Here is a 17648-nt window from a genome sequence, read left to right as displayed (position 1 = left end):
CAAAAGGAGGTATTGAAATGTCTAATGAATCAACATTGCAGAGAGAAGTAAAAGATTTTTGGTATCCAGAATACAACAAAAATGGATACCCTCATGTTCAACAAGGAATGATTTTAAATCCTGAGAGGAATGAGGAATTTTCCCCGTTTATTCTAATGGCTGAAGACTGGTTTAAGCGTGGAACCTTCTCCGACCATCCCCACAGAGGGTTTCAAACTATAACTTATGTTATTGATGGAAGGCTTGAACATATAGATAATGCAGGAGGGTATAGCATTTTGGATGCTGGTGATGCCCAATACATGAATGCCGGTTGGGCAGCTAGGCATGCGGAAGAGGCTTTTGATGATGATCTTATTCATACCTTACAGTTATGGCTGAATCTGCCAAAAAGTCTAAAGCATACAGAAACAAGTTATCAAAACATCTATGTAGAAGATGCTCCTGTTGTGAACTTTGAAGGGGGTTACATTCGAGTTTACTCAGGTGATATTGCAGGGGTAACAGGACCTATGAATAGTTTGGTTCCTATTACGATGGCAGAAATTAGCCTCCGTGAAGGAACTGATTACACACATGTATTGCCTGAGAATCATAATGCATTCTTGTATATGTTGGCGGGGGAGATGGAGTTCGGAGAAAGTAAGACAAAGATAGCTAAAACAGGGGCGGCTACCCTATCCTTTAATGAAGAAGGCTCAGATTCTAACTCAAGTGGATTAAAAATAAAAGCATTATCTCGTTCCAAAGTATTGATTTATTCAGGCATCCCTATCCGCGAAGAAATAGCGTTTGGTGGACCATTTGTGATGAATACACAGGAAGAAATCAAGGAGGCGTTCCGCGATTTTCAGCACGGATTATTTGGACCACCTGCAGTAAAAAAATAAATCAAATTAGAGAAATAGAATATATTTTCAAACAAACACCAGATGGATAATAAACATCTGGTGTTTGTTTGTATAGTTTGAACGTATGTTCTTAAACTATCGAGTGTGTTGATCCAAGAAGTGTGTTACTGACAAAATTAATCAATGTTCTTTCCAAAAGAAAAAATAACCAATCATAAGATACATATATATTTTATTGAGCTCAGCTCCTTTCCTAATCCTACATCCCATATTTATTGCCCTACAAATAATCTACAAAAGGGATGGACAGTACACGTGGAACTTGCGAAAATCATAAATTTTATCAATATAGTAAAATTATTCTAAAAATTATTTGCATATTAATATGGTACTCTCATATAATAGAAGATAATAAATTACATAAAATATTATTTATGATAATTATTTTCAAAAGTAACAAATGATTGGGCAAAGGGTTCTATAATTGATTGAGAATGGAGGGATACGAATGTTTGAAAAACTACAACGTTTAGGAAAAGCCTTTATGATTCCTATTGCTGTTTTGCCAATAGCGGGGATTATGCTTGGTATTGGTGCAGCTTTTACCAACCCCCTTATGGTAGAAACCTATGGGTTGGAAGGAATACTCGGAGAAGGGACATTTTTGTTTTATATTTTAAGCACCATGTCTGCAATTGGTAATATTGTTTTTGCTAACTTGCCTTTGATATTTGCTGTCGGGATTGCTTCGGGGTTAGCATTACAGGAAAAAGGTGCAGCGGGTTTATCGGCAGCAATCGCTTTTCTTGTCATGCATGTTATCGTTGGTACCATTCTAGGTTTCCTGGGCCATACACCAGAGACGACAACTGTAGACTATTTCTTATCTCAGGGTCTAGATCCAGTTGAAGCAGCGAAGCAGGCAAACGTATATGGGTACGAGCTTGGTATTTTTACAGTTAGAATTGGCGTGCTTGGAGGAATTATTGTTGGTTTACTAGTAGCCTTTTTAGCTAATAGATATTACAACAAGCAGCTTCCAGAAGCACTTTCGTTTTTCTCTGGAGTAAGATTTATTCCGATTATTTCAGTATTTGCAATCAGTGTTGTAGGGGTGATTATTCCATTTGTTTGGCCATATGTTCACATTGGAATTTCAACCTTCTCAGAATTCTTTGGACGAACAGGACCAATCGGAATGTTCTTCTATGGATCGCTAATGAGACTTCTCAATATCTTTGGACTTCATCATGCTATTTATCCACTATTCTGGTACACCTCACTTGGTGGAGAATTAGAGGTTGCAGGGAAAATCGTACAAGGTGGACAAAGCATTTTCTTCGCCCAATTGGCTGATCCGACTGTTACCAAATTCTCAGCAGAAGCAACGAAGTATTTCACAGGTGGTTATTTACCAATGATGTTCGGTCTCCCAGCAGCTGCTCTTGCTATGTATCATACTGCTAACAGTAAAAACAAGAAAATTGTGGGCGGTATTCTATTTTCAGCTGCCTTAACATCCTTCTTAACAGGGATTACTGAACCAATCGAATTTACATTTCTATTTGTAGCGCCATTACTTTATGGTATTCATGCCATCCTAGAGGGAATTTCCTATGCTGCTTTATATGCTTTAGATGTTTCGGTAGGGGTTACTTTCTCAAGGGGTATCATTGACTTTACATTATTCGGTCTATTACAGGGTAATGATAAAACGAATTACATTTGGATTCTCATTCTCGGAATTCCAACAGCACTCATCTACTACTTTGTATTTAAAACACTTATTCTCAAATTGAATTTAAAAACTCCAGGTCGTGGGGAGGAATCTGAGAATAAGTTATATACGAAGAAAGATGCTTTGTTAAAAGATATTGATATAGAGGATGTAATCACAGCCTTAGGTGGAAGAGAAAACCTAGTGGACGTCGATGCATGTATAACTAGATTAAGAGTAACCGTTAAGGATATTGATAAGGTTGCAGAAGATTCGGTTTGGAAAGATGAACTGAAGGCAAAGGGACTCTTTAAGAAAGGCAAGGGTGTTCAAGTTGTTTATGGAGCCCTCGCAGAAATCTTAAAGAATGAGATAAACAACGTTAAATAATCCTAAAAGTTTAATAGGTGGAGCCGTAGTGGTATTATGTTTTATCCTTTCTTAATCTATATAATAATGCTAAGCTACCTCCACTATTTAAGTTTCGTTAATTGGATTTGCTGCTGGAGAATCGTGATCTAATTGTAATCATCAAGGTAGAAAAACAGAAATAGTAGGTGAATAAAAAATGTTAGAACAAATTAAAAAAGGTCTTGTTGTTTCATGTCAGGCTCAAGAGAGTGAGCCTCTTCATAGCTCATTTATCATGTCAAAGCTTGCTCTGGCTGCCAAGCAAGGCGGAGCGGCAGGTATTCGGGCAGAATCTAAACCAGATATTATTGCGATTAAAAAAGAAGTAGATTTACCTGTCGTAGGAATTGTGAAGCGAAATTATCCGAATAGTGAAGTCTTTATTACAGCAACAAAACAAGAAGTAGATGAACTAATTGAGACAGGCTGTGAAATGATTGCGATGGATGCAACACTAAGAGAACGTCCAAATGAAGAAACATTAGCTAATCTAGTTTCATATGTAAAAGAGCATTATCCACAGGTTCAGTTGATGGCAGATATCTCCACGTTGGAGGATGCAATGAATGCGGAACGATTGGGCTTTGATTGTATATCCACAACCCTTTATGGCTATACAAATGAGACAAAAGGATGTAAATTATATGAGAATGATTTTGAATTTATCAAAACAGTCTTAAAAAATGTCTCAATCCCTGTTATAGCTGAAGGAAATGTTATCACTCCTGAAATGGCGGGAAGGGTACTTGATATCGGAGCTTACTCCGTTGTAGTCGGGGGAGCAATCACTCGGCCGCAGCAAATAACAAGTCGCTTTGTTGAAGAAATAAAGAGGGGTTGCTGATCAAACTTAAGGCGGAAGGAGTCATCTATGGTTACGCTCTTGAAGGAAATTCAATCGAAATATTCTTCATTCTCCGATAAAGAAAAAGGCTTAGCTGATTATTTGCTTTCTTCGCCATCAGAAGCTTCCAAGTGCACGATCAAAGAAATAGCAGAAAAGACGAATGTATCCGTTGCAACGATTACACGTTTTTGTAGAAAAGTATCCTGTAAAAATTTCGTGGAATTAAAAATGAATCTAGCGAGAGAAACGCACCATGAAGAAGCGGAAGATATGGATTCCAAAATTAGAAGTCAGTATATGGATGTAATCCGCGATATACAAGGATTAAACAGTCGAAAATCGATAATGAAAGCACTCAAATTAGTTACAAATGCTAAGCGGATTTTTATCTATGGTTTAGGAAGCTCGGGACTTGCCGCACAGGAATTAAATTACCGATTAAGTAGGATGGGTTTTGCCAGTGAAGCTGTAACTGATCCACATTTAATGATTATTAGGAGTACCTTATTAAAAAAAGGGGATTTGCTATTAGCTATTTCACGTTCTGGACAAACCCGGGAGTTAATCTCATCAGTTAATGAAGCGAAGAAAAAAGATGTTAAATTAATCTCTCTAACGGCTTATGACCATACATATCTTACGCAATTATCGGATGAAGTGCTATGGACCGTTCATCCAGTTCGAAATGCATACTTGTCAACCGGTCTTGATTTAAGCGCGCTTTACCTCATTGATTTAATTAGTATGCATTTCCTAGAGGACCCAAATAGGAAAAAAATCTATCAAGAGACCATTTCCGCCGTATCGTCTCAAATCCATATTAATAGTTGAAAAAGAGAAGTTTAAAATACTCCGCCTGAGAGAGTTGATTTGTTTAAAATCTGCCTACCTTAGGAGGAGTATTTTTTTGTAAAAAGATATTCATATTATTGATCTGTCTTTTCAAAACGTTGAGTATGTACATATTTTAAGTACGGTCGTGATATCGAGATAATCTTTCATTTTCCTAAAAATATTGAAGATGCTAATTATAAATATTAGGATACTCGTGCTTAGGTTTATATTGGTGAGTTCATTCAACAAATTATAAATTAAGAATACCATTGAAAGGTAATAGGTCATTCATTGGCATTCTAGAGTGTAATAATTGAAGATAAAAAATACATATTATATTACCTCTGTATGATGAATATTAGAGAATGGTGGTAGAATACGTTACTTGGAAAACCGAGTATTTATCTAACATTAAAATGTACATTAAGGTAAGGTTATTACAACATATCAATAATATCAGGTTCGTCATCATTATATGATTTAGGCTCTTGAATAAACATCTTCTTGGCTAAGTTACCTATTGTATTGGTTGCAAAAGCATCTACAGTTCCTCCAATAATTCCACCTGCTACAGGAACCATTTTACTTAAATTAATGACTCCTTTTTCTCCAAACTTTGTTAGTAAACGAAATCCTACAGCATGATTAATTTTTTTAATAACCTCAAAAGGTATTTTTTTTATACCTGTTACTGCAAGCTTCCTACCAATTTGAATCCCTGTATTTTTAAGAATGTCTTTAGCTCCGTTTCCTGCTAAACATACATAAACAAAAGTTTTAACCTGATCATCTTTTAGATCATATCCCCCCATATGTGCAATAGCTGCTACCATTCTCATTTGTACGAATATAACACTAGTTATATTTGCAGGGACAGCAACTGGCAAAGTAATAAGTCCTCCTACTCCTGTTAAGAAGCCACTTGTGGCACTTTTAGTATTTTGCCAATTAATTAAACTTTGAACTTTTTGATCAAGTGTACCACTTTTTTGTAAATAACTTTCAGCTAACTCTATGGCTGTGTCCATTCCAGCTATTCCGCCATTAATTGCTTTATCATAAGACCAATCTAAGGCATTCATTATAGCATCGTGGGTTAATCTTTTTTTCTCGTCCACTATATATTCACCTTACCTCTCAGTATTATACTAATATTATAAGTTATTTATCTGACTGTGCTAATTGTTTAATTGATATTATTGTTATCAAAACTAGTTTTTTCAGCAATTGCGGATAACCGTCCATATTTCTAATAGAATCCTTTAATAATTCTGTGGCTCAATACAATTTTCTTTACTATTGGAAGCGAATCTAATCTGTCCAGCTTTCATATTCGGGAATTTTGTAAAACCTACTAATAATTTCTTCATTTAAATACCTCCGTTGATAAAAATAATTATATAAAAGTACGTCTCTATTTTTGTCTCTTCTTGTATGGAGTATATAAAGGTAAATTCGGTCGAGGATCTAGATAATCCATCTTTAACAACAGATTAGTACTGGAGATAATACAGCACTCAGAAAAACGCTTTTTAAGAGTATATAGACCCTCGGCTGCATAAGATGTACAAGCCCTCTTCTGGTTTAGACAGAGAAGACCCTCCTTGTACTTAACCACAGCATCCCAACCACCTTTCCCAAGAATTTTAGATATTTTTATAGGTTTGTAGGATATTTCAATCAATAGGTAAGCGTTATAATGAATTTTGTAAGCGCTTTAATTTACGATAAAGGGGGAAAAGACGATGAAGAAATTAGGTTTAGTCCTAATGGGGTTACTGACGGTGCTAGCTTTGGCTGCGTGTAGCGATGATGATGAAAAAGCAGGTCAATCCACGAAGGATGGGGCAATTGAGCTTACGCTTTGGACTGACTGGACCGAGGATCGGCCGGAAAATACTCTTTACAAAGACATTATTTCTAAATTCAATAAAGAACACGATGATATTCAGGTTAAGGTAGAGGCCATACCACATGACCAATATGAAACTAAATTAAGAACACAAGCTGCTGGTAACCAGTTACCTGACATGATGCGTGTATGGCCTGGGGCGAGAACAGAGCCTCTAGCTGAAGGTGGAGCCATCCTTCCATTGAACCCAATCATTGAGAACTGGGATGGAGTCATTCCTGATGCCATTCTACAAGACTATGCGTTAGATGATAATTATTACGCAATCCCTTCAAACATTAGTATTACAGGATTAATTTACTATCATAAGGACATTCTTCAAGATGTAGGGTTTGATGAGTTTCCAAAAACATATGCAGAATTTAAAAAACTTGTAAAAGCACTTAATGATAAAGGAACGACTCCAATTTCTTTAGGTAACAAAGCAATCTGGCCATTACAATCTGTTTACATCTCTACTATTGCTGATCGCTTTACTGGAAGTGATTTCTTAGAGAATACATTAAATGGAGATGGCAGCTTCGAAGATCCGCAATTTATCAATGCATTATCTGTGATCGACGAATTAACAAAATTAAAGGCATTTAATGAGGATATGAATACCCTTGATGAAGCTCAATCGCGAAATGAATTTATTAAAGGAACTGCAGCACTCCACTTTGCTGGTTCATGGGCACTTGGGCCAATTTTAGACAGTGTAGAAAATATTGATAACATTGGTGTAGCTCCATTTCCTACATTTGAAGGTGGTAAAGGGGATCCTGCCAAGATTGCTGGTGCTGCTGGCGGGGGGATTGCCGTTAACAGCAAGTTAAGTAAAGAAGAGCAAGAGGCTGCTTTCACATTCTTAAAATACTACTATGGTGATGAACTATACCAAGGCTTAATCAAAGCGAATATTATCGTTCCAGCTACTGTTGAAATGGATGACAGTATTCCACAAATATTCCAGGATGCTAATAGCTTTGCTCAAGGTGGATTAGTGCCTGTATATGATGCAACCTTAACTCCTGAACTTACTGATATTATTAACAATGGCTTGCAATCTATTACCTTAGGTGACAAAACACCTGAACAATTAGCGGAAGAGATGCAAAAAGAAAACAAAAGTAAATAATCTTCTATAAGTTCTTTCACAGGTTACTTCATGCAAGTAACCTGTGAATGTTTAGGGGGGAAGAAAATGAAGTTAACTAAGAAGACTAAGGGAGCGTTTATACTAGGTATACTGCCTGCTTTCTTACTATATATTGTTTTTGCCATTTATCCGATTCTCCAATCCTTCTATTATTCATTCATGGATTGGAACGGATTCAATGAAATGACATTCGTAGGGTTAGATAACTTTAAAAAGCTATTTGCGGATTCGCTATTTTGGAACTCTGTCAAAAATAATATATACGTAGTCTTAGTCTCAGTGCTGGGTCAAGTTCCACTTGCTTTATTTTTTGCCCTTTTATTGAACCGTAAAATGAAGGGCGCAAAATTATTTAGAACAATTGGGTTTCTGCCAGTTGTTTTATCAACCGTGGTAATCTCCTTAACTTGGAGTTTAATTTTCAATTCTCGTAATGGATTAATCAATGAATTTTTACGATCAATTGGGTTAGATTCATTCGCACAAAATTGGCTAGGAGATACAAAGTGGGCAATGGCATCTGTCTTAGTAGTTGTTGTTTGGCAATTTGTTGGTCTATACTTAATTATTTTTCTGGCCGCATTACAAAATATACCTACTGAAGTATTAGAAGCCGCTAAAATGGATGGTGCATCAGAATGGGCAACAACCTGGAAGATTACGATTCCAATGATTTGGGAGACCATTCTCGTTGCGATTACGCTTTGTATTGCAGGCAGTTTGAAAACATTTGATTTGATTTATGTCATGACACATGGTGGTCCGGCACATTCAACGGATGTTATGGCACTCTATATGTTTAATGAAACATTTTCAAAATTGCAGTATGGTTATGGTAGTGCAGTGTCCGTATTTATTTTCTTCTTTAGTCTGATCTTAATAGCAATTGTAAACAAAGTATTAGGAAAGAAAATGATTTAGGAGGTGGGTATAGATGGCGAAAACAAATGAAATACCTAAGAAAAGAAGCTTCAAAAAAGTAAGCATCTATATAGCATTAATTATATTTGCAATCATTAATGCGTATCCAATTATTTGGATGGCAATCAACTCCTTTAAATCCGAGAAGGAGTTTGCAACAAACCAATTTGGGTTTCCAAAGAAATTTATAATAGAAAACTATACTGCCGCTTGGGATATTGCTAACTTAGGTGTCCTGTTTAAGAATAGTATTTTTATTACTGTAACAGCGACTGTATTAACCGTTTTTATCGGGGCGTTAGCATCTTATTTCTTATCTCGATTTGATTTCAAGATGAGCAAGTGGTTATATGGATTTTTCATCTTTGGATTATTAATACCGATTCATGCCACATTAGTACCTATGTTTATTCTAATGAAAAATTTAGGACTATTGAATACACCCATCACCTTACTCTTTCCCTATATCGCTTTTCATTTACCCATTACGATCTTTATCCTCACCAGCTTTATGAAGGGCTTTCCTAAGGATATTGAAGAATCTGCAATCATGGACGGGTGCGGAGTTTTTAGAATATTTTGGTCCATCATCCTGCCCATGTCACGTCCGGCAATCGCTACAACTGTCATTCTTAATTTCATCTACAATTGGAATGAATTTTCATTTGCGCTAGTGTTAATTAATGACCCAGAGCTTCAAACATTGCCACTAGGTTTAGCAAACTTTGCAGGTCAATTTACAACCGACTATGGTGCCCAAATGGCTGGTTTAACGATGTCTTTAATTCCAATTGTCATTTTCTACATGATTTTTGAAAAGAATATTGTTAAAGGTATGACAGCTGGTGCGGTAAAAGGGTAAATGAATATGATTCGAAATTGGGGCCTAAAAAAGAAGTTTATGATTATATTCCTTGTATTCATCACACTACCAACAGTATGCTATGGAATTCTCATTTACTACCAAACAACGGAAGTACTTAAAAGACAGCTGGAAGAGGATATCCTTGAAATACTAGAAAAAGATGAACAGAGCCTTTTGTCCATCATACGAGATGTTGAAAGTATGTCCTCCTATATGATTTACAGCGAGGACTTTCGAACATTTTTTAAAACTACAGATGAAATCCCTATTGCGGATAAAAGTAGTATGGACGGGATAAAAGGCTATTTTACTTTTCAATTGATGTCAAATGAGTATATATCCTCCATCTTATTAAAAGGAGGCAATGGTGAGGAGCTGGCATTTGGTGAACCTGTTTTTGGAAACGAGGATAAGTTAGATCAGGCTGCCATAGACGGAAAAGGATCTCCAATTTGGAGTGATACCTATGGGGTTACAAGTGGGTGGGATGGGAAAAAATATGTTATTAGCCTCTCTAGAGTCATTAACGATTTAAATAAGATTAATCAACCAATTGGCATCGTAAGAATCCGTCTTGATCAGGAAAAAATTAAGAGAAATTTAGAAGTAAAACAAGGTAATTACCTGGTCATGTCAAAGTCCGGTGAAGTTATTCTTCATTCAAATCAAGAGCTAATAGGAAAAAAATACAATGATCCTGCCTTTATCGATTGGGTCAATCATAGTGAGAACCTAGCCTATGATTTTACAAAAAACAACCATAACTATAAAGCTGTTAAAAAAAAGCTGAGTGGGACAAATTGGACATCTATCGTGATTGTAAATGAGGAGCACTTGGTCAAGGAACTGTATACCGTTCGAAATTCGATTCGTAATATGATTTTTCTTCTTCTCATATGTGGAATTATCGCTTTTTATGGATTCTATCGCTCTAATATAAAAAGAGTAATTGAATTAACTGGCCAAACACACCAGCTTGAGAAAGGGGACTTCTCGGCGAATGTGGGCGTTTCAACAAATGATGAAATTGGTCAACTAGGGAAACAGTTTAATAAAATGGTCAAAACAATCCAAAGACATATTGATACAGAATACAAACTGACTATTAAACAAAAGGAATCTGAATTAAAGGCGCTTCAGAATCAAATTGATCCACATTTTCTTTACAATACATTAGACATGATTCGATGGACCGCACGCCTGGAAAATGCGATGGAAACAGGTCAACAAATTGAACAGCTTTCAAAAGTTTTCCGTATGAATTTAAACAATGGTAAAATGTGGGTTACAATAGAAGAGGAAATAGCCTATATTGAATCCTATTTAGAATTACAGAAAAGCCGCTTAGGAGAATGTTTATCTTTTTACATTTTTATTGATGATCAAATCAAACGTTCCTACATAATGAAACAATTAATGCAGCCATTAGTTGAAAATTGCATCCAGCACGGTTTTAAAGAATTACCCAGACAAGGAATCATATCCATTCACTGCTACCAAGCGGAAGATCAGTTATGGATCGATGTGATAGATAACGGTTGGGGTTTCGAAAAAGGTACGGAAGATACTGGTTATGCAATGAAAAACCTAAAAGAACGTTTAGAGATTGCGTTTGGAGAACCATATGGTTTGCTGGTGTTAGAAGCTGAATCCGGAGCATTGGTAAGACTAATCCTGCCACTACTTTGGCAGCCCATAAACATGGAGAAATCAGGTGAACACTCGTGACTTTTAAAATGTTAATAGTGGATGATGAACCTATTATTTCCCGTGGTCTGCGTTTAACAATTCCCTGGGAGACCATCGACGTCGAAGTCGTAGACACAGCACATGACGGAGAGGATGCCATCGAGAAGGTTATACAATATGGCGATATAGACATTGTTATTACAGATATAAGGATGCCAAAAATGGATGGACTGCAGCTGGCGCGTTTTCTGTATGCAAACTACCCTCAAATTCGGACGATTATTCTTAGTGGATTTGAAGAATTTGAATATGCCCAGCAAGCTATCAAATTGGGTGTAGATAATTATTTTCTTAAACCGGTTGATATTAATGAGCTCGTGGAAAATGTTAAAGAGATAACCAACGAAATGAAGCAAAAGCGGCAGCAAAAAAAAGAACGGGACAAAATAGGATTGAGAAATGCAATCCTCCAACAAGTAACAAATTTACAAAGGTCTTCACCTGCTAAATCAGACGACTACAACTGCTTCAGGATTTATCCATTTATTAGTATGCATCAAAATTATATTCGAAAAATAAATAGCTTGTCAGAAGAGGAATATGAAGAGTTTTTAAGTGGATGGGAGAAAAGCATTGAGAGGAAACTACAAAATTATGGACTTGCCTCTTATTCGTTCTTTACTGAAAAAAATATACTAGTTACCTGTGTTCATAGTGATGATGGTCGGAAAATGACATCGGATATCCTGCAAAATTTGATTCGAAATGATGGATTCAACCTTCAATTTGTTTGGAGTGACCAGTGGATTCCTGTTGAAAATCTTATGATCGTACTAACAGAACTATTAAATAAAGGAAGGTATTTAGCTTTCACTGAGTGTACTAGCCTGATAGTTTCAGATCAATTGAGGCGGGATCCCGTTCAATCGTACCCAACTAAACTTGAAGAGCAATTAATAGATGCTATTGTCCAGATGAAAGATTTGGACCTTCATACTTTTACTAATGAATTATTCGGATACTTTACAATACATGAATTTTTTCTGGATGAAGTTGTTCAGGTTTGCAGAGAGATACTTCATAAAATTTTGGATCACTATAAGTCTCTGAGTGGGAAAAAGGTAAGGAAATGGGATCTTTATTACAGTGAGAGTATAAATGTCCATGAATATAACTCATTCGAATTGTTGAGAGAACTTTTTTATCTGGACCTTTCCTCCATTCGTATATACCAATCTGAGCTGAAGAATTTTGACAAACAGGATTTGTTAATCAATCACGCGAAGGAATACATACATGAATACTACAGAACAAATATTAGAGTTCATGAAGTAGCGGAGGTCCTTAATATAACCCCAAATTACTTTAGCTCTCTATTCAAGCAGAAAACAAGTGTTAATTTCAATGAATACGTTAACCAATTAAGAGTGGATGAAGCAAAGATCTTACTTGCGGAGACTCCTTTTAAGGTAAACGAAATATCCGAACAAGTAGGATTCCATGAATATAAGTATTTCGTGGGAGTGTTTAAAAAACTGACAGGAATGACTGCGACGGACTATCGGAAATTTAGAAACCTGCAAGATAGAAAAACTGGGGAGAGATAATATTAGATGGAAAAAATAACATGGAAGCTACCAAAGGACTTTATTTTAGGAGCATCATCTTCTGCATGGCAAACTGAAGGCGGGACCGATAAAAAAGAGTTTCAAGATTCATACTTAGACCTCTGGTATAAAAAGAATAAGAATGTTTGGCATAACGGATATGGACCCGCTTATGCAACTGATTTTTACAATCGCTATAAAGAAGATATCAGTTATATGAAGGAAATTGGTCTTACCCATTTTAGAACATCGATCAATTGGTCTCGTTTTTTAGTGGACTATGAGAATGCTATTGTGGATGAAGAATACGCAAGCTTTGTCGGAAACGTTATTGATGAATTAATTAAAAATGGTGTAGAGCCAATGATCTGTCTGGAGCACTATGAATTGCCTGCTTATTTATTTAAAAAATACGGCGGTTGGGGCTCAAAGCATGTGGTTGAACTATTTGTAAAATATGCGGAAAAAGTATTTGAACGTTATGGAAATCGTGTGAAACACTGGTTCGTATTTAATGAGCCAGTTGTAGTTCAAACACGCATATACTTAGATGCGATTCGTTGGCCATATGAACAGAACACAAAAAAATGGATGCAGTGGAACTATAATAAAGGGCTTGCTACTGCTAAAGTGGTGAAGTTATTTAAGGAAATGAGATTAAAGGATCAGACAGGAGCCAAAATTGGGACCATCCTAAACCCAGAGGTTACATATGCTCGTTCTTCCTCTGAACACGACCAAAAAGCAGCTAGAATGTATGACCTATTCTTCAATCGTGTATTCTTAGATCCAGCCATTAAGGGTGAGTACCCGCAGGAATTATTTGAGTTGATGGAAAAACATGATATTACTTTTGAACATACAACCGAAGAGTTGCAGCTCATTAAGGAAAATACGATTGATTATGTAGGCATTAATCTATATTTCCCACACCGCGTCAAAGCACGTACAACTGCATGGAATGAAGAAACACCTTTCCACCCTGAGTACTATTATGAAAAACACGAGCTAGTAGGTAAGAAAATGAACCCATATCGTGGCTGGGAAATCTACCCGCAAATTATGTTTGATATGGCGGTCAGATTGAAAGAAGAGTACGGAAACATTGAATGGTTTATTGCTGAAAATGGAATGGGTGTAGAAAACGAAGGCAGATTTAAGAATGAAGAACAAATCATTCAGGATGATTACCGAATTGAGTTTATAAGCGAACATTTAAAATGGCTCTTAAAGGCAATCGAAGAAGGAGCCAACTGTAAAGGCTATATGCTATGGGCATTCACCGACAATGTATCACCCATGAACGCATTCAAAAACCGCTATGGTTTAGTTGAAATTAATTTAGACGATAACCGCAATCGAGCACTTAAGAAATCTGCTTACTGGTATAAACAAGTAATCGAAACAAAAGAATTTGAAGCAGAGAATGACGATTTTTATAGGTGAGTTGGGATGACCATTCCAGAATGTATCTAACCTCAAAGGCCATGAAATCAATTTGATTCGATAGGATTAATGGATAAAGGGAAGGATATTAGATGATAGCTAGCTATATGGACAGTCTTATTTTAAGCTGCTAAAAAGGCGATATTTTAAAAAAATATATAAAATAAGTCTGTGAAAGATTCATTTAGATGAAATATATATGGTAATGTATTATCTTGTTTTGAGCATAATAGGGAAATAGACTATGGTGTATAGTAACGTTATAATAATTGGAAAATTTAATTAAGGAACGGTGAAGATTTTTTTGGACAGCATTTGGACCTCAATTGTAATTTTGTTAATACTTATCGTGGCAAATGGTATATTTGCTATGACCGAAATTTCAATTGTTACATCTAAGAAGAATAGACTAGAAAAATTGCGAGATGAAGGAAATTCCAGTGCTAGTTATGCTTTGAAATTAGCGGATGACCCAAATCAATTATTGTCGACTATTCAAATCGGAATCACATTAATTGGGGTAATTACAGGTGCATTTGGCGGTGCAACCATTGCAAGCCAGCTAGCTGTTTATATTGAACAAATTAATGGTCTTGCTTCTTTCAGTAATGAGCTAAGTCTGATCGTGGTTGTAGGACTTTCAACTTACTTATCATTAATTATTGGTGAGTTAGTTCCAAAACGGATTGGTATGGGAAATCCAGAAAAAGTAGCATGTGCAGTAGCAAAACCAATGTATTATTTTTCAAAAGTTGGACGCCCAATTATTTGGTTTTTAAGTAAGTCTACTGATTTTGCATTAAAATTTTTAAGAATAAAACCCACAAGCCAACCGAATGTAACCGAAGAAGAAATAACCCAATTAATTGAACAAGGTGTTCATAGTGGGATTGTTGAAGAAATAGAACAGGATATGGTAGAACAAATTTTCTATTTAGGGGACAAACGTCTTAGTGATATTTTAACACCTCGTACGCAGCTTGTTTACATTGATTTAGAGGATTCGTTTGAAGAAAATATGAAAAAAATTAATGAAAGTTATTACTCCAAATTTCCTGTTGGGATTGGAAGTTTAGATGATTTTCAAGGAATCATTCATAAAAAAGATCTTTTATCAAGAATTGTGGCAGGAGAGAATTTTTCTTTAGCGGATTCCGTCAAAGATACACTTGTTCTGCCAGAACAAATGAAAGTATATCGGGCATTGGAAACATTGAAAAAATCCGGCCAGCATGAAGCCGTTATTATCGATGAATATGGAGGAATTGAGGGCTTTGTCACTCTTCATGATATTATGGAAAATATTATTGGAGAAATGCCTGAAAAGGATAATGAAGAAGAGCCGCAAATTATAGAGAGATGGAAACTCATGGTTGGCAGATGGTCTTGTTTCGATTGATACGTTTATTAGATATTTTGATTTGGAAGACTTTACGATTCTTAACCAAAGTAAAAACTTCCACACATTGGGTGGATTTATTATTAATAAAATTGGATATATACCAAAAATTAAAGACACCATTCAAGTAGATGACTTTCAACTTGAAGTAGTGGACATGGATCGTGCCCGAGTAGATAAAGTGTTAATCACAAGGCTAGAAAGAGACTCAACAGAAGAAATAATATAAGATGACCTAATGAATGGTCATCTTTTTTATGTGGAATATGTATTAATCAAACTCTCATAAATTGAAGGAGTTAAATCTAAAGAAACGTTAAAAGTCCTAGGAATCATTTTCGATTCTCTAAGGCTTTTTTAATTTTGTGTAATTTTATTGGCAATGAAACAAAGAAAAGGTGAAGGAGCTAAAAATGGTTCCTATTTAGATGATACACGATCCGATAAGAACCTGTGAGCTGCCTTATCTCTTTTATGTGACAATCTAAAAGGCTTTCTACAAGGGATCACTGAAACTTATTTTTGTGAAATTCGTAAATATATAGAGAGTAAAGTAATAAAAAGTGTCACATGGAGGGGATAGAAATGGCAGAGAAATATATATCAGTTGTAGGTGTTTGTCATTATTTTGGAGCGGATATTTTCAAGGTTGGTCAGAAGATAATCTTAAGAAAAGACTTGGATAATAAGCATGATGATGAAGCAATTCAAGCCGAGCTCGATACAATTGGTAAGGTTGGTTATGTGGCTAATAGTTATCAGACAGTTGCAAAAGGAACCCGCAGTGCCGGCAGGATCTATGATACATTCGAGTACGTATGCATGGGACAAGTGGCCTTCATTGTGAAGGATACAATCATCGTAAAATTATTGGGAAAGGATGAGAGTGCTTAATCAGATTCACCTATCTCTAATGAAAGAATGGCATTAGTTTTGAAGTGTTAAACGTAAGTGAAGTAGAGATACGTCGTCCTTAAAGTGAAAGTCTTATTTTAGTAGAGGCTGTGGGTGGCTCTCGCAAAATTTTGATTAAGCTGGAAGTAGAAACTAAAACTGAAAAGGCAGGATATTCATATGCAGTTGCTGACTTTATGCGAAATAATTGTTATAATTTAACAAAAACCTCCGTAGGCGGAGAAGAGCTATGGAGACTGGAGTCTATACTTGTGAAGAATTTTTTTCTATCCACTTCTTTACTTATGACGGTTGTTTTATTCTTGTTTCTACCTCTCATGGTTATTTATGCTTTGATTATTCATTTTACAGGCCAGTATTATGAGAATTTAATCTATTTAATTCTGTTTCTTTTTCTGTTGTGTCTTATAGATATGGGAGTGGGGACTATTATTGATAGCTTTCTTCATGCCGTAACGGACATTTATAAGGATATCTTTGTCAATAAGTTGATTGCGAGTATCTTAACTTTCGCTGGTAGTTATATAGTTATTAGCGCACTAGATTACTTTTTTACACTCATCGATCTTTCTACAACTGTGAAAATAATTATCATATCTATTCATCTTGTTGCTTCGCTGCTGTTTGATAAAATTGACCAAAGTGTGGATGGAAAGAATGAAACGGATGAAACCGATAGTGATATTTATCAAATAGATCCAATGATTAAAAACGAAATCGCATCTTTGTTAAAATCTGAAATCAATTGGGTTGAATGTGTCAAGATAATCAAGGACAAGCATCCGGATATTCCTAAAGAAAGAATTGTAGCTGTAACCCGAAAGTTACATATGGAGAATAAAAATCCTTCTTTTTAGAGGTAAATAAGTAGAAGAGCTGCCCTTAGTGGGCGGCTTTTTTAGTAGAGACACTTTTAACAATATTTTCAGTTTATCTGCTCTAGTATGCTATTAAATCACCTTTTAAAGTGGATTAGGAGGGTTTATCTTTAATAACATTTGTTCGTTACCAGTAATTTTTATTACACCAATCTCTTCTAATTGGATTAGATTAATGATTGCTATAGCTATTACTGGGGTTACGGTATTATGGTTAT

Annotated in this window: 15 protein-coding genes; 14 read left to right on the top strand and 1 reads right to left on the bottom strand. The window is 35.7% G+C overall.

Annotated elements, in window-relative coordinates:
- Positions 1-17 precede the first annotated feature (17 nt).
- The 4 genes from FHY45_RS05400 to FHY45_RS05385 all read left to right on the top strand — a co-directional run bounded on the left by FHY45_RS05400 (position 18) and on the right by FHY45_RS05385 (position 4657).
- Positions 18-890, top strand: a complete 873-nt coding sequence (locus FHY45_RS05400) for a pirin family protein (protein WP_139891084.1) — start codon at positions 18-20, stop codon at positions 888-890.
- 469 nt (positions 891-1359) lie between these two features.
- Positions 1360-2958, top strand: a complete 1599-nt coding sequence (locus FHY45_RS05395) for a PTS transporter subunit EIIC (protein ID WP_139891082.1) — start codon at positions 1360-1362, stop codon at positions 2956-2958.
- A gap of 178 nt (positions 2959-3136) precedes the next feature.
- A complete protein-coding gene (locus tag FHY45_RS05390) occupies positions 3137-3823 on the top strand; it encodes an N-acetylmannosamine-6-phosphate 2-epimerase (RefSeq protein ID WP_139891081.1) in 687 nt (228 codons plus the stop codon).
- 27 nt (positions 3824-3850) lie between these two features.
- Positions 3851-4657 (top strand): MurR/RpiR family transcriptional regulator, encoded by an 807-nt coding sequence (locus tag FHY45_RS05385; protein ID WP_139891079.1) that lies wholly within the window; start codon positions 3851-3853, stop codon positions 4655-4657.
- 440 nt (positions 4658-5097) lie between these two features.
- On the opposite strand, the gene FHY45_RS05380 is transcribed toward FHY45_RS05385, so the two are convergent.
- Positions 5098-5778: an EcsC family protein gene (locus FHY45_RS05380; protein WP_225983687.1), complete on the bottom strand. Its 681-nt coding sequence runs from the start codon at positions 5776-5778 to the stop codon at positions 5098-5100.
- A gap of 627 nt (positions 5779-6405) precedes the next feature.
- On the opposite strand from FHY45_RS05380, the gene FHY45_RS05375 reads away from it, so the two are divergent.
- The 10 genes from FHY45_RS05375 (at position 6406) to FHY45_RS05335 (ending at position 17409) form a co-directional block, all read left to right on the top strand.
- A complete protein-coding gene (locus tag FHY45_RS05375) occupies positions 6406-7689 on the top strand; it encodes an extracellular solute-binding protein (protein WP_139891077.1) in 1284 nt (427 codons plus the stop codon).
- Positions 7690-7755: 66 nt separating this feature from the next.
- Positions 7756-8631, top strand: a complete 876-nt coding sequence (locus tag FHY45_RS05370) for a carbohydrate ABC transporter permease (RefSeq protein WP_139891076.1) — start codon at positions 7756-7758, stop codon at positions 8629-8631.
- Positions 8632-8644: 13 nt separating this feature from the next.
- Positions 8645-9493 carry a carbohydrate ABC transporter permease gene (locus FHY45_RS05365; protein ID WP_139891075.1) on the top strand — a complete coding sequence of 283 codons (849 nt, stop codon included), beginning with the start codon at positions 8645-8647 and terminating at the stop codon, positions 9491-9493.
- A gap of 6 nt (positions 9494-9499) precedes the next feature.
- Positions 9500-11224 carry a cache domain-containing sensor histidine kinase gene (locus FHY45_RS05360; protein WP_139891074.1) on the top strand — a complete coding sequence of 575 codons (1725 nt, stop codon included), beginning with the start codon at positions 9500-9502 and terminating at the stop codon, positions 11222-11224.
- Positions 11221-12792, top strand: a complete 1572-nt coding sequence (locus FHY45_RS05355) for a response regulator (protein ID WP_139891073.1) — start codon at positions 11221-11223, stop codon at positions 12790-12792. Before FHY45_RS05360 ends, FHY45_RS05355 begins: the two co-directional genes overlap by 4 nt.
- Before the next feature lie 6 nt (positions 12793-12798).
- Positions 12799-14238 (top strand): glycoside hydrolase family 1 protein, encoded by a 1440-nt coding sequence (locus FHY45_RS05350; protein WP_139891072.1) that lies wholly within the window; start codon positions 12799-12801, stop codon positions 14236-14238.
- A 304-nt stretch (positions 14239-14542) separates the two neighbouring features.
- Complete coding sequence (locus FHY45_RS05345; protein ID WP_257468926.1) at positions 14543-15637, top strand: hemolysin family protein; 1095 nt, start codon at positions 14543-14545, stop codon at positions 15635-15637.
- On the top strand, positions 15612-15866 hold the full coding sequence (locus FHY45_RS20830; RefSeq protein ID WP_257468925.1) for a transporter associated domain-containing protein: 255 nt from the start codon (positions 15612-15614) through the stop codon (positions 15864-15866). Before FHY45_RS05345 ends, FHY45_RS20830 begins: the two co-directional genes overlap by 26 nt.
- 356 nt (positions 15867-16222) lie before the next feature.
- Positions 16223-16531 carry an HIRAN domain-containing protein gene (locus FHY45_RS05340; RefSeq protein WP_139891071.1) on the top strand — a complete coding sequence of 103 codons (309 nt, stop codon included), beginning with the start codon at positions 16223-16225 and terminating at the stop codon, positions 16529-16531.
- A gap of 131 nt (positions 16532-16662) precedes the next feature.
- Entirely contained in the window at positions 16663-17409 is a 747-nt protein-coding gene (locus tag FHY45_RS05335; RefSeq protein WP_139891070.1) for a hypothetical protein, read from the top strand.
- Positions 17410-17648 lie beyond the last annotated feature (239 nt).

The organism is Bacillus sp. D386 (assembly GCF_006346415.1).
Note: the sequence above shows the minus strand (reverse complement) of the source record. Positions and strands in the feature narration are given on the sequence as shown.